At 69.0% G+C, this 21,643-nt stretch carries 19 protein-coding genes and 4 pseudogenes; 10 read left to right on the forward strand and 13 right to left on the reverse strand.

Going from position 1 to position 21,643, the window contains the following annotated elements:
• Nucleotides 1–28 precede the first annotated feature (28 nt).
• A complete protein-coding gene (gene mltG, locus JIX56_RS41295) occupies nucleotides 29–898 on the forward strand; it encodes an endolytic transglycosylase MltG (protein WP_257548787.1) in 870 nt (289 codons plus the stop codon).
• Nucleotides 899–1,074: 176 nt separating this feature from the next.
• Here the strand turns inward: mltG and JIX56_RS41300 are convergent, their stop codons facing one another.
• From JIX56_RS41300 to JIX56_RS48195, 6 genes are all read right to left on the reverse strand, one after another.
• The gene (locus JIX56_RS41300; protein ID WP_257548788.1) at nucleotides 1,075–2,154 is read right to left on the reverse strand and encodes an NAD(P)/FAD-dependent oxidoreductase; all 1,080 of its coding nucleotides are present in this window, start codon (nucleotides 2,152–2,154) and stop codon (nucleotides 1,075–1,077) included.
• A gap of 87 nt (nucleotides 2,155–2,241) precedes the next feature.
• Nucleotides 2,242–3,396, reverse strand: coding sequence for an LLM class flavin-dependent oxidoreductase (locus JIX56_RS41305; protein WP_257548789.1), 1,155 nt, complete (start codon nucleotides 3,394–3,396; stop codon nucleotides 2,242–2,244).
• A gap of 1 nt (nucleotide 3,397) precedes the next feature.
• Nucleotides 3,398–4,426, reverse strand: a complete 1,029-nt coding sequence (locus tag JIX56_RS41310; protein WP_257548790.1) for an ABC transporter substrate-binding protein — start codon at nucleotides 4,424–4,426, stop codon at nucleotides 3,398–3,400.
• Nucleotides 4,427–4,514: 88 nt separating this feature from the next.
• Entirely contained in the window at nucleotides 4,515–5,303 is a 789-nt protein-coding gene (locus JIX56_RS41315) for an ABC transporter ATP-binding protein (RefSeq protein WP_257548791.1), read from the reverse strand.
• On the reverse strand, nucleotides 5,276–6,235 hold the full coding sequence (locus JIX56_RS41320) for an ABC transporter permease (RefSeq protein WP_257548792.1): 960 nt from the start codon (nucleotides 6,233–6,235) through the stop codon (nucleotides 5,276–5,278). The genes JIX56_RS41315 and JIX56_RS41320 overlap by 28 nt, the downstream gene beginning before the upstream one ends.
• 221 nt (nucleotides 6,236–6,456) lie before the next feature.
• Nucleotides 6,457–6,540, reverse strand: coding sequence for a putative leader peptide (locus tag JIX56_RS48195; RefSeq protein WP_383991831.1), 84 nt, complete (start codon nucleotides 6,538–6,540; stop codon nucleotides 6,457–6,459).
• Between the two features lie 172 nt (nucleotides 6,541–6,712).
• Between JIX56_RS48195 and JIX56_RS41325 the strand changes: the two genes are divergently transcribed.
• Nucleotides 6,713–7,135 (forward strand): secondary thiamine-phosphate synthase enzyme YjbQ, encoded by a 423-nt coding sequence (locus JIX56_RS41325; RefSeq protein ID WP_257548794.1) that lies wholly within the window; start codon nucleotides 6,713–6,715, stop codon nucleotides 7,133–7,135.
• A gap of 886 nt (nucleotides 7,136–8,021) precedes the next feature.
• Here the strand turns inward: JIX56_RS41325 and JIX56_RS41330 are convergent.
• Nucleotides 8,022–8,357, reverse strand: a pseudogene (locus tag JIX56_RS41330) (response regulator); the annotation flags it as partial.
• 49 nt (nucleotides 8,358–8,406) lie between these two features.
• Between JIX56_RS41330 and JIX56_RS41335 the strand changes: the two are divergent.
• Nucleotides 8,407–8,612, forward strand: a pseudogene (locus JIX56_RS41335) (ATP-binding protein); the annotation flags it as partial.
• A gap of 123 nt (nucleotides 8,613–8,735) precedes the next feature.
• Here JIX56_RS41335 and JIX56_RS41340 read toward each other — a convergent pair.
• Entirely contained in the window at nucleotides 8,736–11,507 is a 2,772-nt protein-coding gene (locus JIX56_RS41340) for a helix-turn-helix transcriptional regulator (protein ID WP_257548796.1), read from the reverse strand.
• Nucleotides 11,508–11,733: 226 nt separating this feature from the next.
• Between JIX56_RS41340 and JIX56_RS41345 the strand changes: the two genes are divergently transcribed.
• The 3 genes and pseudogenes from JIX56_RS41345 to JIX56_RS41355 all read left to right on the forward strand — a co-directional run.
• Nucleotides 11,734–13,173, forward strand: coding sequence for a DHA2 family efflux MFS transporter permease subunit (locus tag JIX56_RS41345; protein ID WP_257548798.1), 1,440 nt, complete (start codon nucleotides 11,734–11,736; stop codon nucleotides 13,171–13,173).
• Nucleotides 13,174–13,412: 239 nt separating this feature from the next.
• Complete coding sequence (locus JIX56_RS41350; protein ID WP_257548808.1) at nucleotides 13,413–14,429, forward strand: NADP-dependent oxidoreductase; 1,017 nt, start codon at nucleotides 13,413–13,415, stop codon at nucleotides 14,427–14,429.
• 1,193 nt (nucleotides 14,430–15,622) lie between these two features.
• Nucleotides 15,623–15,883: pseudogene (locus JIX56_RS41355) on the forward strand (transposase); the annotation flags it as partial.
• Between the two features lie 480 nt (nucleotides 15,884–16,363).
• On the opposite strand, the gene JIX56_RS41360 reads toward JIX56_RS41355, so the two are convergent.
• The gene (locus JIX56_RS41360; RefSeq protein ID WP_257548810.1) at nucleotides 16,364–17,398 is read right to left on the reverse strand and encodes a tyrosine-type recombinase/integrase; all 1,035 of its coding nucleotides are present in this window, start codon (nucleotides 17,396–17,398) and stop codon (nucleotides 16,364–16,366) included.
• A 176-nt stretch (nucleotides 17,399–17,574) separates the two neighbouring features.
• Here JIX56_RS41360 and JIX56_RS41365 point away from each other — a divergent pair, with 176 nt between their 5' ends.
• Nucleotides 17,575–17,874 carry a hypothetical protein gene (locus JIX56_RS41365; RefSeq protein ID WP_257548812.1) on the forward strand — a complete coding sequence of 100 codons (300 nt, stop codon included), beginning with the start codon at nucleotides 17,575–17,577 and terminating at the stop codon, nucleotides 17,872–17,874.
• On the opposite strand, the gene JIX56_RS41370 is transcribed toward JIX56_RS41365, so the two are convergent.
• From JIX56_RS41370 to JIX56_RS41380, 3 genes are read right to left on the reverse strand one after another with little or no spacing between them, the layout of a single operon-like run.
• Entirely contained in the window at nucleotides 17,845–18,531 is a 687-nt protein-coding gene (locus JIX56_RS41370; protein WP_257548813.1) for a transposase, read from the reverse strand. The two genes, JIX56_RS41365 and JIX56_RS41370, sit on opposite strands and share 30 nt — an antisense overlap.
• Nucleotides 18,417–18,953, reverse strand: a complete 537-nt coding sequence (locus tag JIX56_RS41375) for a helix-turn-helix domain-containing protein (RefSeq protein ID WP_257548815.1) — start codon at nucleotides 18,951–18,953, stop codon at nucleotides 18,417–18,419. The genes JIX56_RS41370 and JIX56_RS41375 overlap by 115 nt, the downstream gene beginning before the upstream one ends.
• A gap of 59 nt (nucleotides 18,954–19,012) precedes the next feature.
• The gene (locus JIX56_RS41380; protein ID WP_257548817.1) at nucleotides 19,013–19,666 is read right to left on the reverse strand and encodes a TetR/AcrR family transcriptional regulator; all 654 of its coding nucleotides are present in this window, start codon (nucleotides 19,664–19,666) and stop codon (nucleotides 19,013–19,015) included.
• A gap of 73 nt (nucleotides 19,667–19,739) precedes the next feature.
• Between JIX56_RS41380 and JIX56_RS41385 the strand changes: the two genes are divergently transcribed.
• Nucleotides 19,740–20,162: a Dabb family protein gene (locus tag JIX56_RS41385; protein ID WP_257548819.1), complete on the forward strand. Its 423-nt coding sequence runs from the start codon at nucleotides 19,740–19,742 to the stop codon at nucleotides 20,160–20,162.
• Between the two features lie 208 nt (nucleotides 20,163–20,370).
• Here JIX56_RS41385 and JIX56_RS41390 read toward each other — a convergent pair whose 3' ends face one another.
• Nucleotides 20,371–20,649 (reverse strand): hypothetical protein, encoded by a 279-nt coding sequence (locus JIX56_RS41390; protein ID WP_257548821.1) that lies wholly within the window; start codon nucleotides 20,647–20,649, stop codon nucleotides 20,371–20,373.
• A gap of 42 nt (nucleotides 20,650–20,691) precedes the next feature.
• Here JIX56_RS41390 and JIX56_RS41395 point away from each other — a divergent pair, with 42 nt between their 5' ends.
• On the forward strand, nucleotides 20,692–21,204 hold the full coding sequence (locus JIX56_RS41395) for a hypothetical protein (protein ID WP_257548823.1): 513 nt from the start codon (nucleotides 20,692–20,694) through the stop codon (nucleotides 21,202–21,204).
• A 248-nt stretch (nucleotides 21,205–21,452) separates the two neighbouring features.
• Nucleotides 21,453–21,606 (forward strand): annotated as a pseudogene (locus tag JIX56_RS41400) (transposase); the annotation flags it as partial.
• Nucleotides 21,607–21,643 lie beyond the last annotated feature (37 nt).

The following is a 21,643-nucleotide window of genomic DNA, read 5'->3' on the forward strand; positions in this document are numbered from 1 at the left end:
GAGGTGATATGCGGGTTACCGTGCCCGCATGCAGATGAACACTCCGCCACGGAGCACGATTCGACTGACGCGCCGGGGCCGGGCCGCCCTCATCGCGACCGGAGCCGTCGTGGCGGCCACCGCCGTGGCGGTGCCGCTGCTGATCGTGGAGAGCGGTGACGGCGAGGCCGAGCGCCCCACATCCCTGGTGATCCCGGAGGGCTGGCGCTCCGGCCAGGTCTACGAAGCCGTCGACAAGGCCCTCGCCCTGCCCGCCGGATCCACCAAGAAGTCCCTGGCCAAGGCCAAGCTGACCCTCCCGGCCGAGGCCGAGGGCAACCCCGAGGGCTATCTCTTCCCGGCGACGTACTCCTTGAAGGAGAAGTCGACCCCGGAGTCCCTGCTGACGTTCATGGTCGAAACCGCGCACAAGAAGTTCAACGGCGGTCAGATCACGGCCGGGGCCCAGCGCAACGCGATGAACGTCTACCAGGCCGTCACCGTCGCGAGCATCATCCAGGCCGAGGCGGCCACCGAGGCGGACATGGGCAAGGTCGCCCGGGTCGTCTTCAACCGCCTGGCGCGCGGCATGCCGTTGCAGATGGACTCCACCATCAACTACGCGCTGAACCGCACCACGCTGGACACCAGCATCGACGACACGAAGATCGACAGCCCCTACAACTCGTACCAGCGCATGGGCCTGCCGCCCACGCCGATCGCCAACCCGGGCGAGGAGGCGATGCGCGCCGCGATCAATCCGGCGCAGGGCGACTGGCTGTACTTCGTCACCGTCAAACCGGGCGACACCCGCTTCACGGCGAACTACGAGGAGCACCTGCGCAATGTCGCGGAGTTCAACCAGAACCGGAAGAAGTCGTCGGCGAGCTCCGAGCCCTCCCCGCAGGGGGCCGGCTGAGGACCGGGACCGCTTTCGCGTACAGGGCGCGGGATTGGGGGACCGCCGTACCGGGCGTGTACGGGCTGTCCGGGGAGGCCGCCGTACCTGGGGCGTACCGGGCGGGTCCGGGAGGCCTCAGTACCGGTGCGTACAGGACCAGGGCGGCCGTACCGAGTCGGTCCAGAACGTCAGCGTCAGGCGGCGGCGACCGGCTCGCCCGTCAGCAGTCGCCTGATGTCGCGCACCGCCGCGCGGCCGGCGCGGTTGGCGCCGATGGTGCTCGCCGACGGGCCGTAGCCGACGAGGTGGATCCGTGGATCGGCGACGGCGCGGGTGCCGTCGACGCGGATGCCGCCGCCGGGTTCGCGCAGTCGTAGCGGCGCCAGGTGGTCGATGGTGGCGCGGAAGCCGGTCGCCCAGAGGATCACGTCCGCGTCCACGCGGCGGCCGTCGTCCCACTCCACGCCGTCGGGCGTGATCCGGTCGAACATCGGCAGCCGGTCCAGGACGCCGTCCGCGATGCCCTGCCGGATCGCGTCGTTGAGCGGCAGCCCCGTCACCGACACGACACTCTTCGGCGGCAGCCCCTGCCGCACCCGCTCCTCCACCATGGCGACCGCCGCCCGCCCCACGCCCTCGTCGAACGGCCCTTCGCGGAAGACGGGCGGACGCCTCGTCACCCACGTCGTCGCGGCGGCGTACGGCGCGATCTCCAGCAGATGCTGCGTCCCGGAAGCGCCCCCGCCCACCACGACCACCCGCAGCCCGGCGAACTCCTCCGGCCCCGGATACTGCGCGGTGTGCAACTGCCGCCCCTGGAAGGTCTCCTGACCGGGATAGCGCGGCCAGAACGGCCGGTCCCACGTACCCGTCGCGTTGATCAGCGCCCGCGTCGACCACGTGCCGTCCGAGGTCTCCACGAGCAGCCGCCCGCCCTCGCCCTCCCGCACCGCGTGGACGTCCACCGGACGCCGCACCCGCAGGTCGAAGGTGCGTTCGTACTCGTCGAAGTACTCCCTGATGACCTCGGCGGACGGGCGGGCCGGGTCGGCACCCGTCAGCTCCATGCCCGGCAGCGCGTGCATCCCGTGCACCTTGCCGTACGTCAGCGAAGGCCACCGGAACTGCCAGGCGCCGCCCGGACCGGGTGAGTGGTCCAGCACCACGAAGTCGCGCTCCGGCTCGAAACCGGATCGCCGCAGGTGATAGGCGCCGGCCAGACCGGCCTGACCAGCGCCTATGACGACTACCTCGACCTCGCGCATGTTGTTCACGCTTCTACTAACCGGGGGAAGGGCTCTCATCTTCCCCCGGGCAGCGAAGGCCTCGCGCAAGGGCGTGGGACCTGGCGGTTCCGGCGGTCAGCGCCCCCCGGCCACGAGGAGCGGCGCCCCCGCCGCCGTGCCCGCGCCCGTCAGCAGACCGCGCGCCGCCAGCTCCGGAATCACGCCCTCCCCGAACCAGTACGCCTCCTCCAGATGCGGATACCCGGAGAGCACGAAGTGCTCGACGCCGAGTGCGTGGTACTCCTCGATCAGGTTCGCGACCTCGGCATGACTGCCGACGAGCGCGGTTCCCGCACCGCCACGGACGAGACCGACCCCCGCCCAGAGATTGGGGTGGATCTCCAACTCCTCCCGGGAGCCGCCGTGCAGGGCGAGCATCCGCCGCTGACCCACCGACTCGCTGCGCCCGAGCGCCGACTGCGCGGCCGCGACCGTGTCGGCGTCGAGGTCGTCGAGCAGCCGGTTCGCCGTCGACCACGCCTCCGCCGACGAGTCCCGCGAGATGGTGTGCAGCCGGATGCCGAACCGGACCGTACGCCCCTCCCGCTCGGCCAGCGACCGGATCCAGTCGATCTTCTCCTTGACCTGTGCCGGAGGCTCGCCCCACGTCAGATACACATCCGCGTGCCGGGCCGCGACCGGACCGGCCGCCGCCGACGAACCGCCGAAGAAGACCTGCGGAACCGGGTCGGGCGGCAGCGCGGTCAGCCCGCCCTCCACCTGGTAATGGACGCCGTCGAAGTCGTACGGCTGCCCGCCCCACACCCCTCGTACGACGGACAGGAACTCGTCCGTACGGGCGTACCGCTGATCGTGGTCGAGATGGTCGCCGAAACGGCGCTGCTCGGCGGAGTCGCCGCCGGTGACGACGTTGAGCAGCAGCCGTCCGCGCGTGATGCGCTGGTACGTCGCCGCCATCTGCGCGGCGAGCGTCGGCGAGATCACCCCCGGCCGGAACGCGACCAGGAACTTCAGCCGCTCGGTGTGCTGCGCCAGCGCCACCGTGGTCAGCCAGGCGTCCTCGCACCACGTACCCGTAGGCGTGAGCACCGCCTCGAAGCCCAACTGCTCGGCCGCCTTGGCGATCTGCGCGAGGTACTCGATGTCCGGCGGACGCACCCCGGGCAACGACCGGCCGTCCTGGAGGGCGTTCGGCGCGTACGCGTGCCGGTCGACGAGGGTACGGCCGTCGCCGCCCGTCGGCAGGAACCAGTGAAGATGGACGGTCATGTCACGACCCTTCCGAGGGGCGGGGAGCGGTGGTCGACGGCGGAAGGCCGCCGCTGAACCGCGGATCGGTGAAGTCGCCGAAGTCGACCTCGTTCGGAATGAGCTTCAACTCGGTGAAGGCGTCGGCGATCTCCTGCTCGGAGGCGATGAGCGGCTTGTCGACGGCCACCGCGATCCGGGTGGTGTACGTACGCTTCACCGCGGCCAGCGCCACGTCCTCGGGCAGCCCGGTCTCCTTCGCCCAGACCTGCGCCCACTCGTCCTCATGGGAGTAGACCCACGTGTAGGCGCGCCGCAGCCGCTCCAAATAGTCCTGGATGGCCGCTGACTTCTTCTTGTCCTTGAGCGCGGTGGGCGCCGCCACCTGGAAGGTGAGGCCGTTGGTGATCCCGTCGCCGGTGGTCAGCACGCGCCCCTGCTTCGCCTTGAGCACCTGCGAGGTGTACGGGTCCCACACCGCCCACGCGTCGACCTTGCCGGAGGTGAACGCGGCGAGCGCGTCGGCCGGCTGGAGGTACTTGACCTCGACGTCGCCGAAGGTCAGCCCGGCGTCCTTGAGGGAGGCGACCAGTTGGTAGTGCGCGGACGAGCCCTGGGCCACGGCGATGGACCTGCCCTTGAGCTGCGCGGGCTTCGTCAGCTTCGAGTCGTTCGGTACGAGGATGGCGTCGCCCTGGGACGTACCGTGCCAGGCGGCCACGACCGTGATCCTGGAGCCGGCCCCGGCCGCGAAGACCGGCGGGGTGTTGCCGACGCCGCCGATGTCGACGGCCTTCGCGTTGACAGCCTCCAGGAGGGGCGGGCCCGAGGAGAACGTCGACCATTTGATCTTGTAGTCGAGATCGTCGAGCTCTCCGGCGGCCCGCAGGATGGCCTCCGAACCGCCCTTCTGGTCACCGACGTTGAGCGTGAGCGAGCCCTTGCCGTCGGTTCCGCCACCGATCGAGGTGTCGGCCGAGGAGCTACCGCCGCAGGCGGAGAGGAGCAGGGCCAGGGGGAGGAGCAGGGCGGGCGCGAGACTTCGTCGCATGGGGATTCCGTTCGGTTGGTTCAGGTGGGGCAGCGGAGGCAGGTGGTGTCACCGGGGGAGCGAGCGACCCCCGTACTCGGGGGGCAGTTCAGGCGGCTTCGGCGGCGGTGTCGACGCCCAGCCGTTCGAGGAGCCGGCCGCGCAGCTCGGCGAACCGGGGGTCGGTGAGGTCGCGGGGCCGGTCCAGGCCGACCTCGGTCTCGTACGCGATCACGCCCTCGTCCATCACCAGGACGCGGTCGGCGAGCAGTACCGCCTCCTCGACGTCATGGGTGACGAGCAGCACCGCGCAGCCGCGCCGCTGCCACAACTCGCCCACCAGACGCTGCGCCTTGATGCGGGTGAGCGCGTCGAGGGCGCCGAACGGCTCGTCGAGCAGCAGCAGATCGGGCTCGCGTACCAACGCCCGGGCCAGGGAGGCGCGTTGGGCCTCGCCACCGGAGAGGGTCTTCGGCCAGGCGCCGGAGCGATGTTCCAGGCCGACCTCGGTGAGCGCCTGCTCGGCGAGGGCGCGTGCGGGCCTGCCCGGCAGACCGAGGAGGACGTTCCGCCACACCCTCTTCCAGGGCATCAGCCGCGGCGCCTGGAACGCGACCGCCTTGCGACGCGGCACCAGGACGGTGCCCTCGATGTCGCGGTCGAGCCCGGCGAGGATGCGCAGCAGGGTGGACTTGCCGCAGCCGCTGCGGCCGAGGAGGGCGACGAACTCGCCCGGCCGGATGTCGAGTCGGAGATCGTCGATGACGGCACGGCCGTCGAAGGAGCGGGTGAGGCCCTCTACGTGCACGGCGGGGGCGGGGGCGGGGGCGTGCGTGGTCGCGGCGGGGGCCGGGTGGGCCTCGTTCGTGGTCACCGGCCGGTGAACGTCGGTCGCCATTGCAGCAGCAGCCTTTCGAGGGAGCGGACGATGAAGTCGGCGAGCAGGCCGAGGAAGGCGTAGACGATCAGGCAGACCACGATCACGTCGGTCCGCAGGAAGTCCCGCGCCTGCACCATGAGGAAGCCGATACCGGCGTCCGCGTTGATCTGTTCCGCGAAGACGAGCGCGAGCCAGGCGATGCCGAGGGAGTACCGCAGACCGGTCATGGCGCCCGGCAGCGCGCCGGGGAGCACCACATGCCGTACGAGCCCCCAGCGCGACAGCCCGAGCGACTCCCCGGCCTCGATCAACTGGGAGTCGACACCGCGGATTCCGGCGTACACGTTCAGATAGAGCGGGAACGACACACCGAGGGTGATGATCGCGACCTTCGGGGCCTCGCCGATGCCGAACCAGATGATGAACAGCGGGATCAGACCGACGAACGGGACGGTCCGCAGCATCTGCACACTGGCGTCCACGAGGTCCTCGCCGACCCGGAACAGCCCTGACACCAGGGCGAGTCCGGTGCCGACGACGGTCCCGAACAACAGCCCGAGCGCGACCCGCTGCAGCGACGTCCCCATCGCTGCGGACAGCGAACCGTCGCCGATCAGATCACCCGCCACCCGCGCGATCCGCCCCGGCGAGGCGAGGACGTCTGCGGTCAACACGCCGGTGGTGCTGAGGAGTTGCCACAGGGCGAGCAGCAGGAGGGGGCCGGAGGTGCGCCGCAGCCAGCGGGGGACGCGGGTGCGGCGGGAGGAACTGGGGACGATGGGTTCGAGATCGAGGGGTTCGAGACCGAGTCCGACCCCTAGAGAACTGGCAGAACCGGCAGAACCGGCAGAATCGGCAGAATTGGCAAAGCCCTGAGAGTCGTTTGTGTCATGGGGCTTATCCGGAATATCCGGCTCGGGTGAGCCGGGTGGGGCATGGCTGATGCTCATGAGAGCTCCAGGGGGAGGAGAGCGCCGGTGGCACAAGGGCGGGGGTGGCGTGCGGCGCCGCCGCGTCCGACGCCGGTCAACGGATCGCTCGGTGGATCCGCCTCAACGGACGATCGGTCCCGGACGGAAGCCAAGGGCTTCCGGCGGAGAGGAGCGGGGACCGAGGACGGCGTCAGACGTGCGGGTGGTTCGGCGCGCAGGCCAAGAGGGATGAAAAGGCGTCAGCAGCCGCGGCGACACGCGGCGGAGGCCACCCGCAGCAGGTCGATGTGACCGCGCGAAGTGAGCAGGGCTGAACGCAACATGCGGCGAAATTAGCCAGCCTGCCTGTGCATGGTCAATGGCGTCTCGCGGAGTGGACGCCGCGTATCACCGCGTGGGCCGCTCCCGGTCCGGGCGGTCATTCGCCGGATGGGCCTGCTCCGGCGCGGGCGGTCACTCCCGCGCGACGCCGTCGTGGTGCGCGAAAATGGAACCATGTCCGATGCCTTCACCACCCGAGTCCTGAACGTCGCCTCCGGCTCCCGTGAACGGGTCGTCGACCTCACCCACGACTGCGAGGCGTTCCTCCGCGAGGCTGCCGCCGGCCGGGACGGTCTCCTCAACGTCTTCGTCCCGCACGCCACGGCCGGCATCGCCATCATCGAAACGGGCGCCGGCAGCGACGACGACCTCCTCGCCGCCCTCCACACCCTCCTCCCCGCCGACGACCGCTGGCAGCACCGCCACGGCACCCCCGGCCACGGCCGCGACCACGTCCTCCCCGCCCTCGTCCCACCCCACGCCACCCTGCCGGTCATCAGCGGGAGGCTGGAACTGGGGACCTGGCAGTCGGTGTGCCTGGTCGATACGAACAGGGACAATCCCAACCGTCAGGTCCGATTGAGCTTCCTCGGTTAGGTGCCCTGGTGGGACTGTAGGGGCAAAGTCCGGCCGCACCGAATGGGGCAAGGAGCGAGGTTGGGGAACTGTTCCCCCTGGGCTTGGCTCGCCTGCAGAATCCTGCAGGAGGTCTGTCAGCAGCTTCATGGTCGGCTGGCTGCATGCCGACGACCGGGAAGCCTGGGAGGAGCGAGTTTCGACGTGGAGCAGGGCAGCGGACTCATAATCCGTCGGCCGTGGGTTCGAGTCCCACCCGCCCCACCCTTGCAGGGCTCTGACCTGCGGAAACGTTCATTTTTGGCTGTCGGAGTGTCAACTTTGCCTGAACGGACTGAATCCGCTGCTCGCAAGTTTGGAGACCGCCGGCGCTCGGGGGAGCTCCAACCCCTCTGACCTGCGGCGAAGTAGGTGGTCGTGGTTGTCGCTCGCCGTCCGGGCGACTGCCCTGAGGCTCGATACCAAGGTCCAGGGACCGGACAGGGACCGGGACGACGCAGCCGTGTCCAGGCCGACGGTGTCTCCACGCCGACTCGCTGTCCCGTTTGCGGGTTGCGCGGCACGGGTTGTTGTCCCCAGCGCGGCAGTCGAGCACCGGGCCGGCAGTGGAGGCAGTGTGGATACCGGCACGGCGGGTGCGTGGGCGCGGGTAGGGCGACCTCGGCTGTTCATCGTGTTGTGGGGCACTGTCGCCTTCGTATCGCTCGATCAGTGATGTCGTCCAGGGGCGTCGGCGGCCTGCGTGCCGATGGATATAGGAAACGGCCCGAAGAGGAAACTGCCCCGATGGGTTACGCGACCCTCTTGCGTGGAGCCCTGCGGTTCGACTGGCCAGGCCGGTGGGCCGGTCACCAACAGGCCTTGTTCAACTTGGGGTGGTGAGCGCCCTGCTGGGAGTCGGCGCGGAGTCCTCCGGCACGATGTCCCTGACCAGGATCCCGGCGGCGCCGGCGCGCAGTGCTTCGAAGACGTACTCGTCCATGCCGTGGTTGGTCAGCAGGCCGACGTGCACGTCGGCCAGGCCCGGATCCGCGGCGATGCGCCGGGTCGCCTCGATGCCGTCCATGACCGGCATCTGAATGTCGATGAGCGCGACGTCGGGCAGATGCTCCTTGACGAGCGCCGAGCCCTCTTCGTCATCGGCGGCTTCGGTCACGACCTCGATGTCGTCTTCGAGGTCGAGGAGCGCGCGGAAGCCGCTTCGGATGAGCGGCTGGTCGTCGATCAGCAGGACACGGATCATGACGCTCGTTCTACAGGGAGTTCGGCCTGGACGGTGAAACCGTGCCCGGTACCGTGCTAACCCCAACGTCGACCCGGCCGTCATCCACAACCGCGCCACCTGCGACTGGATCACCAAGGGCTACCCGCTGTGTCTGATCGGGGACTCCGGCACCGACAAGTCCCACCTGCTGATCGCCCTGGGTACCGCGTCCGCCACACCACCGCTGCGGCCCTGGTGAACGAACTGGTCGAGGCCGCTGACGACAAGCAGCTCGGCAGGTTTTCATTTCATGGCAGTGGCCGTATCGGTCAGCGGTGGTGTGCCCGACAGCACCCGTCAAAGGGCGGCCGTGCCGGGCATCAGCCGTCCACTCAGTCGGTCCCGAGAGACAGCCGGTCAGTCCATCAGACGCAGCCCGTCCCCGAAATCGACGCGCGCGAGGTCGGCGCGCGAGACGATGCCGAGCTTGGGGAAGACGTTGGCCAAGTGATAGCCCACCGTACGAGGACTGATCAGCAGCTGTGTCCCGATCTCCCGGTTGGTGAGGCCCTCCGCGGCCAGCCGTACGACTCTCGCCTCCTGCGCGGTCAGGACCGTTGCGGCGTCCCGGTCCGGTGCCGGGTCGCGGCGCACGTGCTGCCCGCTCAGTTCCTGTTCGGCCCGGGTGCGGGCGAGTAGAGGGGCCGCGTCGAGTCGCCGGAAAGTCTCCGCGGCTTCCGCCAGCTGTGCCCGGGCGTCGGTACGGCGGCGGGCCCGCCGCAGCCACTCGCCGTAGAGCAGGCGGGTGCGGGCGTAGGCGAAGGGCCGCGACTGGGCTCCGGGGACATCCAGCGCGAGCCGGAAGTGCTTCTCCGCCTCCGGTCCGGACTCCAGCAGGGCATGGACAAGGTGCAGCGCGGAGACCGCCCAGGGGGCGTTGGACCGCTCGGCCCACCGCCGCAGCAGCCGCGCCTGTTCCTCGGCCGTCGCCCGCTGCCCGGCCTGGACCGCGGCCTCGGCGGTGTCCGGCGCGGCCAGCAGCGCGATGGTGGGGTGCGCCGCGTGGTGCCCGTCCTCGGTCAGCCGGACCAGGCGGCCCACAGCCTCCTCGGCCCGGCCGCCGAAGAGCGCCGACATACCGAGGCTCCACTGCGCGGCCGCGCTGAAGACGCGCCCTCCGCGCGGCATCCAGAGCTCCATGGTCCGGGCGGCATGGTCCGCGACGGTCCGCTCATCGCCTCGCACGGCGGCCAGCCATCCGAGACAGTTGCGGTACTGCGACGCCGAGTGTTCGTCGCCGATCTCCTGCGCCACTCGGAGTCCCTCGATGGTGTTCGCCTCGGCCAGGGCCCAGGCTCCCTGCGCGAGGTCGACCGTCACGGTCTGGGCCAGCGCCTGGGTCAGGGCCGTCACCTGGTCGGTGTGCCGAAGCGTGTCGATCCCGCGGTGGAGGCCCTCCCCCAGGACGTGCTCGATGCCCCAGGCCACTCCCAGCGGCGCCGGTGGCATCAGAAGCCAGGAACTGTTGCTGAGCCGGCCGAAGCCCTCACCGCTGAGAGCCACCACCTGGTCGCGGTCATCGGCGCCGCAGTCCTGGTCCTCCGTCCACCATGCGCGCAGCAACGGCAGCAGACTGGCGTTCGGGAAGTCCCCCTGCGAGAGCCGCCGCTCGAGCCGGTGGAGAGCCTCGCGCTGCAGTTCGCCGTGCCCGGCCGCCCACGCCGCCCACAGCGCCATGATGCCGAGTGTGAACGCCTGCTCGGGATCGGCCACCCGCTCCATGTCCCGGGCAAGCCGACCGCAGGCGGTTTCGAGATGGCCGTGCGTGAACTCGATCAGCCCACGCAAGCCCTCACTGAGGTCCGCGACCTCGACTTCGGAGGAGATCCGTTCGGCCCGCGCCAGCATGTCCCGCGCCACATCGGCCTGGCCGGCCGCCCAGGCCGCCTTCGCTCCGAGAGCCAGCCGCCTGGCCGCGTCGTCCGTGGAGGGGGACAGCGCCGCCGCGCGTCGCAGAGCACGGCCGGCCGTGGCGCAGCCGCCGCGTGCCCAGGCTCGATCGGCCGACTCCTCAAGCAGCCGCGCCACCTCCCCGTCAGGTCCGCCCGCGGCTTCCACAGCCGCGGCGAGGTGCCACGGGCGCAACTCGTCGGCGTTCTCGCCGGTCAGCACGGAGGCGAGCGCGCGATGAACCGCCTGCCGGTCCGCGGGCGGCGCCTCCTCGTAGACCACCGCCCCCATCAGCTGGTGGCGCAGGCGGATACGACCGTCCGGACGCGTGGTGAGCAGGCCCGAGTGCAGGGCCTCGTCCCACGCGACCGAGTCGAGGCCGAGCACGAGACTCGCCTGGCACACGGTGTTCCGGTCGCTGCGGTCATCGGCGGCGATGAGCAGCAGCGCGGTGCGGGCGGGCGCGGACAACCTCTCGATGCGGGCACGGAAGGCGCGGCGCAGGCGGGGCCCGACGGCAATCTGCTCACCGGCGAGAGGGTGCGTCGAGATATCGCCCGCCGCCATGGACGTGGGCAGTTCCTGGAGCGCGAGCGGATTGCCGGCCGCCGCGCGGACCGTGCGGCGGATCACCGCCTCGTCCGCGTGCGGAGCGACGGCAGCCGCGAGCAGCCGGGCGTCCTCGTCGTCCAGCCCAAGGACCTCCATCGCCGCCAGCTCCTCCCACGGTCCCTCGACAGGATCGTCGTGTCCGGTCAGGAGCATGGCCACGGGCTCGTCGCGCAGGCGGCGGGCAACGAAGGCCAGGCATCCTGCGGAGGGCTCGTCCAGCCAGTGGGCGTCGTCGACGGCGATCAGCACCGGCCGCTGCCCGGCCAGCTCGCCGACGAGCGTCAGTACCGCCACGCTGATCAGGAACGGGTCCGCCACGTCACCGCTGATGCCGAGCGCCCCGTTCAAGGCGTTGGCCTGCGGCTCGGGGAGTGTGCTGATGCGGTCCGTCACCGGCCACAGCAGTTCGTGCAGGCCGGCGAACGCCACCCCCGACTCCAGACGGGTACCCCGGCATCTCACGACGGTGAAGTCGCCGGCAGCTGCTTCGGCCACGTGGTCGAGCAGGGCGGTCTTGCCGATACCCGGCTCGCCCCACACCATCAGAGCCGCCCCGGCGCCTTGACGAGCGGCGTCAAGGATCCGGTCGAGGGCTGCCTGCTCCTGGCGCCGTCCATACAGGTTCATTTGCTTGAAATATTAAGGGCCCACCGCGGCCGGGGCTACTCACGACACCGCCTGTTCACCGCCGCTTGGCAACCCCTTGACAGATGGGGTGACAGATCCGCTTGCGGCCTTCCGCCCGTAGCGTCGGGCGTGATCACTGCGCGCCCCCCCACCGGATTGAGGACGACATGGCGAGGGCCATGCCCTCTGTTGATCTGTCACTCGTTCCGTCTGACCTAGGAAAGTCATGTCACAGCAGCAACACCAGCAGCCCGCCCGGAGAGGCTCCGCCATCTGGGCCGTGGTCATCACCAGCGTGGCCGGGTTCATCACCGCGCTGGACAACCTGATCGTCACCACTGCCCTGCCCTCGATCCGTGAGGACCTCGGTGGCGGACTTGAGGACCTCGAATGGACGGTGAGCGCCTACACCCTCACCTTCGCGGTCCTGCTGATGTTCGGCGCCTCGCTGGGTGACCGGTTCGGGCGGCGACGGCTGTTCGTCCTCGGGCTCGGCATCTTCACCGCCGCCTCCGCCGCGGCCGCGCTCGCACCGGGGATGAACGAACTCATCGCCGCCCGAGCGGTGCAGGGCGTCGGTGCCGCCATCGTGACGCCCCTGACACTCACCCTGCTCTCGGCCGCTGTCCCGGCCGAGCGGCGTGGCGTGGCCTTTGGTATCTGGGGCGCGGCCAGCGGCATCGCCGTCGCCACCGGACCCCTCATCGGCGGCACGCTCACCGAGCACATCTCCTGGCAGTGGATCTTCTGGGTGAACGTCCCGATCGGGCTGATCCTGATGCCGCTCGCCCTGCTGCGTCTCAAGGAGAGCCACGGCCCCACCCCGAGCCTCGACCCCGTCGGCACGGTCCTGGCCAGCGGCGGCCTGTTCGGCATCGTCTACGCCCTGATCCGCGGCAACATCGACGGCTGGACCAGCGCCCCGGTCCTGGTCGGTCTGATCGGCGGCGCGGTCCTGCTGGTCGGCTTCGTGTTGTGGGAACAGCGCGTCAAGCACCCGATGCTGCCGATGCGGCTCTTCCGCCATCGTTCGTTCAGTGCCATCAACGCGGCCAGCCTGCTGATGTTCCTGGGCATGTTCGGGTCGATCTTCCTCCTCAGCCAGTACCTGCAGACGGTCGGCGGCTACTCGCCGATGGAGGCCGGGGTGCGGATGCTGCCCTGGACCGCCATGCCCATGATCGCCGGGCCGCTCGCAGGCGCGCTCTCCGACCGCATCGGCGGCCAACCGGTCGTCGCGGTGGGGATGGCCCTCAACGCTGTGGGCCTGGGGCTCTGGGCGCTGGCTGTCGAACCTGACGTGTCGTACACCTCCCTGCTGCCGGCGCTGATCGTCTGCGGAATCGGCATGGGAATGTTCTTCGCCCCGTCCGCGAACCTCGTCATGAGCACCGTCCGCCCCGAGGAAGAGGGCATCGCCTCCGGCGCCAACAACGCCATCCGTGAGGTCGGCGGAGCCATCGGAGTCGCGTCGCTGGCGGCGGTCTTCTCCGCCCAGGGCGGCTACGAGTCCGCTACGCGCTTCGTCGACGGTCTGGTCCCGGCGCTGTGGGTCGGAGCCGGTGCGGTCGCCCTGGCCGCGGTCCTCGCGTTCCTGATGCCCCGCCAGTCCAAGGCCGACGGCCCTGCTGCCGACCTCTCGACCGCCGCCCCGGCCGCCTTCTGAACCCCGCACACCCCTGACTTGAGGAAACCGTGCTCGTCATCAGCTCGAACGGCGCGCACAACATGCCACACAGGTGCAGGCGGGCCTACCGCAGCCGATGCCGCTCCGACGGACAAAGCGGCGGCACCCGCGCCCCCACCAGGCGCAACAGCTCCGTCGTCGTCGGACGCGATCACGGCCACGCCCCCCACGACCACTACCTCCTCGAGTAGCACTCTCTCCGAAGGGACTTGATCCACATGTCCGAGCAGACCCTGCCCACCACCGCCCGCGCCTGGCACCTGGATGCCCGCCCCGAGGGCTGGCCGACGGCGTCGAACCTCTCGCTGCGCGAGGTGGAACTCCCCGCGCTCGGCCCCGGGCAGCTCCTGGTCGTCAACGAGTACCTCTCGGTAGACCCCTACATGCGCGGCCGGATGAGCGACAAGAAGTCCTACATCGAGCCCTACGACGTGGATGCACCGCTCGACGGCCCCGCGGTCGGCCGCGTCCTCGCGTCCAACGCCGAGGGCTTCGCGCCCGGCGACCACGTGGTCCACGTACTCGGCTGGCGCGACCACGCGGTCCTCGACGCGGCGACCGCCCAGAAGGTGGACCCGAATCTGGCCCCGCTCACCGCCTACCTGGGCGCCCTCGGCGTCACCGGCCTCACCGCGTACATCGGGCTCGAGCGGTTCGCGAAGATCAAGGAGGGCGACACGGTCTTCGTCTCCGGCGCGGCGGGCGCAGTCGGCAGCCAGGTCGGCCAGATCGCCAAGCTGAAGGGTGCCGGACGCGTCATAGGCAGCGCGGGCTCCGACGACAAGGTCAAGCTGCTGATCGAGGAGTACGGCTACGACGCGGCCTTCAACTACAAGAACGGGCCGGTCGCCGAGCAGTTGGCCCACGCGGCGCCGGATGGCATCGACGTCTTCTTCGACAACGTCGGGGGCGAGCACCTGGAGGCGGCGATCGGCGCTCTCAAGCTGCACGCACGGATCGTCCTGTGCGGGATGGTCTCCCAGTACAACGACGAGAAGGTCGTCGGGCCGCGCAACCTGTGGAACCTGCTGGTGACGCGCTCCGACATCCTGGCATTCATGTTCAGCGAAGAGCTGGACCTCCAGCCCGACTTCGTCCGCGAGGTCGGCGGCTGGCTCGCCGAGGGCAAGCTCCGCTACCGCGAAACCGTGCGGGACGGCCTCGACAACACCCTGGACGCCTTCCTCGCGATGATGCGGGGCGAGAGCGTAGGGAAGATGATCGTCAAGCTCTGAGCCTGCCACCAGCAAGCCGAGAGAGAGGCCCGCCGCACGCACGCGCGGCGGGCCCCTCCGCACTGAAGGAGTCCGGCCAGCACCCAGCCCCTGCTCGAGGCGCTCGATGTCCAGGAGGGCGCCGCCCGGGCCCTGGCCGACGACGTTTGCGCGGAGAGCACAAGTGCTGCCTGATCATGTGGCGCCAGATGTCCGGATCACCTCCGCTCGCGCGGAGAGCACGCACTGATCCCCTCTATCTACGGCGACGCGCGCGGATCACCTCCGCTCAAGCGGAGGTGATCCGTGTGGCGGCAACTATTTCGCGGGGTGGAAGGAGTACTCACCGTCGAGAGCGAGTCGTCCCAATAGCGTGGGGCCCCTTGAAGGACGGTCAGCCCGAAGGCTGGTTATGCTCTGTGTAGACGTCTTGGCCAGCGACACCGGTCATAGAGGCTCCACCCCGACTGCCGGATGCTGTTGGCGAATCCCGTAGAGCCGCCGGCGATTGTGCGTTCAGTCTCAGCGACACGCCGCGGTCACGGCGTGTCGCTGAGACCCACAACCCAATTGGTGGTCGTCGACCGAATTCGCCAACAGCATCCGGTGCCGGCGGGGGCTTGCACGAACAGATCAGTACAAACCTCGGGGCCGTTAGGCGGCGTAGGACCCGGAGTCTGGTCCATGGGTCGTGAACGAGATCCTGAACTTCGTACCATCCAACACATCTGATGCGACCACGGTCCACACGCCCTCGTCAGCGTCCCTGAGAGCGTTGCAGGTGATTGTGCCCGAACTCGACTTGAAGCAGGCACGGACGCGGACGTCGCGCTTGGGCTTGATGTTGATGTCGGCGCAGCGGCTCGAAGTCGTGAGCCAGCCTGATGATGTGTTGGGGCTCTCGTTCGGGTAGGCGTAGCTGCCGTCAGCCAGGGTGTAGGACTTCGCTCCTCCGTAACACGTCGCAGCGGAGGCTGGGGTAGCTGACAGCGTGGCCAAACCCGCTACTGCCAGAACGGTGCTTCCGGTCAGAGCGGTCAAACGTCGTACAACAGTCACGAGTACTCCCCCGATTTGTGTGGCTGCGTCATATGTGCATCTCACTGGGCTGGCCGCCAGTCTGTAGAGCTTTCGTCGCGTGGTGTACCTGAAATGTTTCAGGTTGCGTGCGTGCAGGAAGCTCCGGACAACACGGAGCCCCCGCTTAGGACCCCGACGCCTGGAAGGACCGCTACAAGACCCGCGCAGGAGTGGAGGGCACCATCTCCCAGGGCGTCCAACGCTGCGGCCTGCGCAGATCCCGCTACCGCGGCGTCGCAAAGACCAGCCTCCAGCACCAGCTCACCGGCGCCGCGATCAACCTCGCCCGCATCGACGCCCATCTCACCGGAACGCCCCGGGCCCGCACCCGCACCCGCACCCGCCACTTCGCAGCACTCGGCCCCGCAGAGCCAAAGCTCAGCGGGGCCGAGTAAGAGCCGCCCCCGAATTAACCAACAGCGTCCGACTGCCGGGGTGGAGCCTTCGCGCGTTGGAAGGGAAATCCGCTGCCCTCGGTTCTGGTGCCTGTCTCTCAGCCGGGACGACGGCTGTTGCGCCAGCTGGACTTGTCCACCCGGGACGCGTTCGGGACGCAGGTTGGAGACAAGGATCGGAAAAGACTGACAAGGGCCGAGAAGGAATGAGGCGCCAAACCCTGTCTGACCTGGGAAAACGGCCAAGATGAGCACTGATCGACAAGGGCCGCCAAGATCCTCAAAGGACTCATAATCCGTCGGCCGTGGGTTCGAGTCCCACCCGCCCCACCACTCACTACACGAGCAGAACCGTTCCCACCTGTGGAAACGTATGTGCGGGGGTCATCGCCCGGAGGTGGTGGCCCCCGCTCGTCCGCTTAGATCAAGATCCAGTGGACGTGTAGTGGACACGACGCCGGATCAGTGGACTGAGGGGCTTCAAGCGGCCTTCTGGCCGCTGCTGCGAGACCGGCGGGCAGCGCGCACCGCTCCGGGCGGCAGGCCCTTCGGCAGCTCCCAGGCGTCCGGGCCCGGGACGTACGAGCGGCCGACGGTGAAGCGCGTGAGCGAGAAGTCCGACCGCTGCTCGTCCGGGTAGTGGTTGTTGAAGTTCTCGACCCGGACCAGCTCCAGGTCGTTCGCGGCGCAGTGGTCGCGAATCCACCTCACGGCCGCGTTGGCGGCGTCGTCCTGGCCTCGGCCAGCCAGTGTGACCATGCCGAGGAGATCGGAGTCCGGCCGGGTCTGCGCGCCTACGGCCCAGGTGTCGCCCGACTGGCGGGCGCCGTGGGCGAAGAGGACTGCAAGGCAGTCCTGCCAGACCGTCTCCGGGACCACCAGAGGGGTGCCGACGTTGAAGGGGACGTCACGTGGAACGACGGCCATGACCGACTCTGCCTCGGCCCGCATCATCTCGGGCAGCGCGCTGGTGTAGGTGTCGGAGGTGATCTGGCGTGAGGAGTGGCCGAGCTTCTCCTGGACCACCTTGATGTCGTTCCCAGCGAGCAGAGACAGAGTGGCGGCGAGGTGGCGCAGATCATGGAGGCGGACCGGGGGCAGACCGGAGAGCTCCACGAGACGGGCGAAGCGGCGGGATATCCAGTCGGGATGGAGTGCCTCGCCGTTCTCGAGCGTCCACACGCGGCCGGTCTCGACGTAGGCGTCGCCCCACTCCCGGCGCTTGCGCTCCTGCTTGGCGCGGAAGCGGACGAGGTTGTCGCCGGACTCCAGGCTCAAAGTGACGGTGCGGATGCTGTCGGCCTTCGGAGCTTCGCCGTACAGCTGGTAGGCGACCTCGACGATCTGCTGTGAGATCCGCATCCAGAGCGCATCGGTGCTGACTTCCGTCCAGGGCAGGGCGGCCATCTCGCCGCGGCGGGGGCCGACGAAGATGAAGGTATGCCAGAGCTCGTAGAGCCAGTCATCCTTGACGGAGTCGAGGAACTGGCCAGTCAGCTCCGGCGTCCAGACCATGACCGGGCCGGGCTTCTCGCCCGTGTGCTTCCAGTGCTCGACACGCTCGGGCGTCCAGACCAGGGGCTTCGGTTGGGTGACACCAGCCCGGGACCGTCCACGAAGCCGTCCGCTACGTCACCCCCTACCTCTGGCTCAACTACAGCTCGATGGGCCTCTCCGGCTCCACGGCCGTCATGCAGGTCGACACCGTCGCCATCGAGGCGCTCAAGACCGGCACGGTCGACTCCACCAACCTGGTCAGCGGCTCCGTCACAGCCGCGTCGCTCGCCGCGGATTCGGTGATCGCCGGGAAAGTGGCCGCCGACGCCATCACAGGCCGAGAGATCGCGGCAAACGCGATCACCGCATCCGAGATCGCGGCTGCGTCGATCACCACCGACAAACTGCTCGCCGGAGTAATAACCGCCGACAAGATTGTCGCCTTGGCCGTCACAGCGGAGAAACTAAGCGGCTTTGCTGAAGTTCGTTGCTGATCCTTTGATGCGTGTGCGTTGTCGGGCGAGAGCCTGGTCGACGGCGTTGCCGACTGCCTCAGCGGTGGTGTGGACGCGCTCGGGGTAGTCCTCGTACTTCGCCGAGCGCCATATCCGCTCGATGTCGTTGAGCTCGGGGCTGCGGGGCGGCAGGTAGAAGAGTTCGACACCGACCGCGGCCAGCTCCTCGCGGCGGCCTTTGAACGCCCTGGCCACGTGTGCCGAGGCGTTGTCCAGGACGACGGTGCAGGGACGGGCGCGCTTCCAGCCCGCGGGCGGTTCCTCCAGTCCCGCAGCCCCGCCGGGCAGACCAGCCAGCTTCGTGCACACGAACTCCAGCAGCATGGCCGCGTCGATCTTGCCGCAGGTCTTCTCCCACACCAGGTCGGCACCCTGTCCCACCGACAGGGCTCCCAGCACGTTCACGCGCCGGCCCTTCTTGTCCTCACGTGGCACCACGGCCCGCTGCCCTGCCTGTGACCAGGTGTATCCAGTGGGCATGGTCGGCGCGAACCCGCTCTCGTCGAGGAAGTACAAGTCGCTTACGCCGGTGTCCGCCGCCAGCCGTAAGGCCGTAAGTCCTCCAGCTGGGCCCGTGCGGCCTGCTGGAGGACGGGGTCGGCCTTGTGCCGCAGGGTGTCCCGCGTTCGTTTCCACCGGAACCCGTCCCGGTGGAGCAACTCGGTCAGCCAGGCCGCACCGACCCTCACCCCGCGTTCGGCCCGCAGCCAGTCGCACAGTGCTGCGGCTGTCCAGGTACGGCCATGACACGCGGACTCATCCAGCAACGCGGCCAGGGCCTCTCGGTCCTCGCGGGTGATCGAGGGCGGGCGGCCTGGGCGCGGGGCATCGGCCAGGGCTTCGAATCCACCGTCCTCGAAGCGGTGGACCGCATCTCGCACGGTGACGTTGTTACATTCGAGCAGATCAGCAACCTGGGGCGCGGTCATACTTCGCGCAATCAGCCGGATGCACTCCAGACGCAGCCGGGCATGCGGCGCGAGATCACGCGCCCGCAGACGCTCACGCACCTCACGTTCCTGATCAAGCGTCAACTTCACGCGCAGGATCTTCGGCATGGCAGCCCCTCCCTGCCCACCTCGTACCCGAACTGCAGCCGACATCACCGACAGACCGCTCAGTCGCTCCCGTACGCGCGCAGGAAGGCGTCCACGGCCGCATCCGCGATGACGCGGAGCTCAGCGGCGGGGACGCGACGGGTGCCCAGCCGGGAGCGGGACTCCAAAGGGCCGGTGAGCAGGGCGAAGAAGTGTTCGGCGGCCTGCTCCGGGTCGCATGGGCGCAGGCGGCCGGCGAGCGAGAGGCGGGCCAGCCGATCGGCGAGCGCCGCGCGGGGACGGTGCGCGGTGTGCTCCTGCACGGTCTCGATCAGGTCGGGGAATCGCGCCACCTGCGCGTAGGTCAACCAGCGCAGCGCGCGGGCGCGTTCACCGCAGCAAATCCTCAGCAGCCGCTGGGCCAGGTCCGCAAGCGCCACACGCAGGTCATCGTCGGGGGCTCGCTCGCGCAGCCGCTCGACGACCGCGAGGTTCTCCGCCATCAGAGTGTCGGCCGCTGCCTCGATGGTGCGGCGGAAGAGGGTCTCCTTGTCGTTCAGGTGGCTGTAGACGGTCGGTTTGGCGACGCGCGCCTCCTCCGCGATCTCCTGGACGCATGCCTGTGCGTATCCGCGCCGCGCGAAGACGGCGAACGCGGCGTCCAGGATCGCCTGTCGCTTGTCGACCCGCCCGCGCGAGACGCCACTGCCCCCGCTTGACGCTGTTGAACCCATGGGTTCATTCTAAGTGCAATACCAATAAGGAAGATTTACTGAACTAACTGGTTCAATCAAGGGACGGGAAACCATGATCGTTCACACGCTGCGCTTCGCCTTCAAGGACGGGACGACCGAGGAACAGAAGGCCCAGGTGCTCGCGCTGATGCGGCGAACGGCGTCCGTCGAGTCGGTCTCGTTCGCAACCGTCGGGCAGAGCCTGGGCGATCCCGCCGATGGCCTCACCCACGCCTACTGCGTGGGCATTGAGGACCTGGCGGCCCTCGAGCGGTACATGCACGACCCGGTTCACCTGGCGGGAGACCCCGAGATCATCCCGCACCTGGCCAAGATCTCCATCGGCCCCGACCTCTCCGACGACATGGCTCCGGAGCTGGCCGGCGAGATCATGGCGCTGCACGAGAAGAAGGCCGCCATGCACCCGGAGTGGGCCGCCCAGCTCGAACCGCTCCTTGAGATACAGGTCGCCTCGGGGCCGTCAGATCGTTCATGACCGGACCGGCCGCCGTCCTCGCGGATCCGACCACAATGGGCCGCTGACCGCAGGGGAAGGCCGACAGCCCGTTTCGTGCACCCGCTCGGGGGTGCGGCAAAACCGCCACCATCTACCTGGCCGCACTCCACCTCGTCCAGCACGGGACTTCCCCAGGGCCGCTTAGCCGCGCTCGCCGTCACCACGGACAAGCTGAACGCCTTGTCCGTTACCACCGACAAGATCCCGTCAACGCGGTCACGGCCACGAAGATCGCGGCCGGCTCGATCGAGGCAAGCCACATCAAGGCCGGGGCGATCACCGCTGACAAGCTGGACGCCGACGCGATCAATGGCAAGGTCGTTACCGGCGCGACCGTACGCACGGCTGCGAACGGCAGACGCCTGGTCCTCAACCCGTCGTCCGACTTCCAGCCCGCTTTGGATATGTTCTCGGACTCGTCGTCCGAGACGGCCCCCGGCCGGGTACGCGCCTCGGTCATCGACATGGGGACGTGGGTGCAGCCCGAGGTCGTTCTGGAGTCCCCCTCGTGGCCAGCTCCAGGACAGACGTCACCCTCCGCTCCCCGGAACTGAACGGCAAGGGCCTCGCACGACTGGAGCCCTCCGACCAACTCGACGGCTACGCGCACGTCACCGCCCAGAATGGCGGCCTCAACGACGACTCCGCGATCACCCTGTACGGAGCGCGTGGCAGCAACGCGGGCGGCGGCTACCACTCCATGGTGATCAAGGGCGCCGGCGTCACCTGGTACAGCAGCACGCGGCAGATGACCTTCGCAGATGGGGTCCTGCGAGCCCCGAACATCATCACCGGCGTCGTGACGATCACCCCCGTTGCCAATACGCCGACGTCGATCACCGTAAGCGGGTTGAACGTCTCCGGCACAATTCATCGCGCCTTCGTCACCGCCTCCTCGGCCGTGCCCGGCACGGTAGCGGAATGCTCCGCCACCAACGTCACGGCGAGCGGTCTGACCGTGTGGATCAATCGTGCGAACACCACCAACACCACCGTCTGGTACCTCATCGTCGGGAGCTGACAAAGATGATCGAGCCTTATCCCACAGAGGTCGCCGACTGGCCGTCCGCGACGCTCACCGCCGTCTGCCACACAGCGGGCTGCCGAGCTGCAGGAATCCCCTTCGAAGGCGTCTACTTCGAGAACCCCGAACTTCCCATCTATCGGGGCCAGTGCGGGCAATGCGCCCAGCCGATCACTATCTGCGCTTCATCGCGCCGAGTTAAGGACTGTGTCCTATGTGTGATGGGGTGAAGTGCGTGGAGTTGGATTGTTACGGATGGACTTATGGGAGATCGCGGAGCCGTTGATCCCTGCGTCGAAGGTGCAGCCGCAGGGCAGCGGAACAGCGACCACGCGTGATGAGACGCCGTTCGCGGCCAGTATCTACGTGTTGGTCACCGGCTGCGCCTGGCGGCCTCCAACCGCTGATCCGTCTCGCAGGCTGAGTGTTATTCATC

It is taken from the genome of Streptomyces sp. CA-210063, assembly GCF_024612015.1.
Classification (GTDB): Bacteria; Actinomycetota; Actinomycetes; order Streptomycetales; family Streptomycetaceae; genus Streptomyces.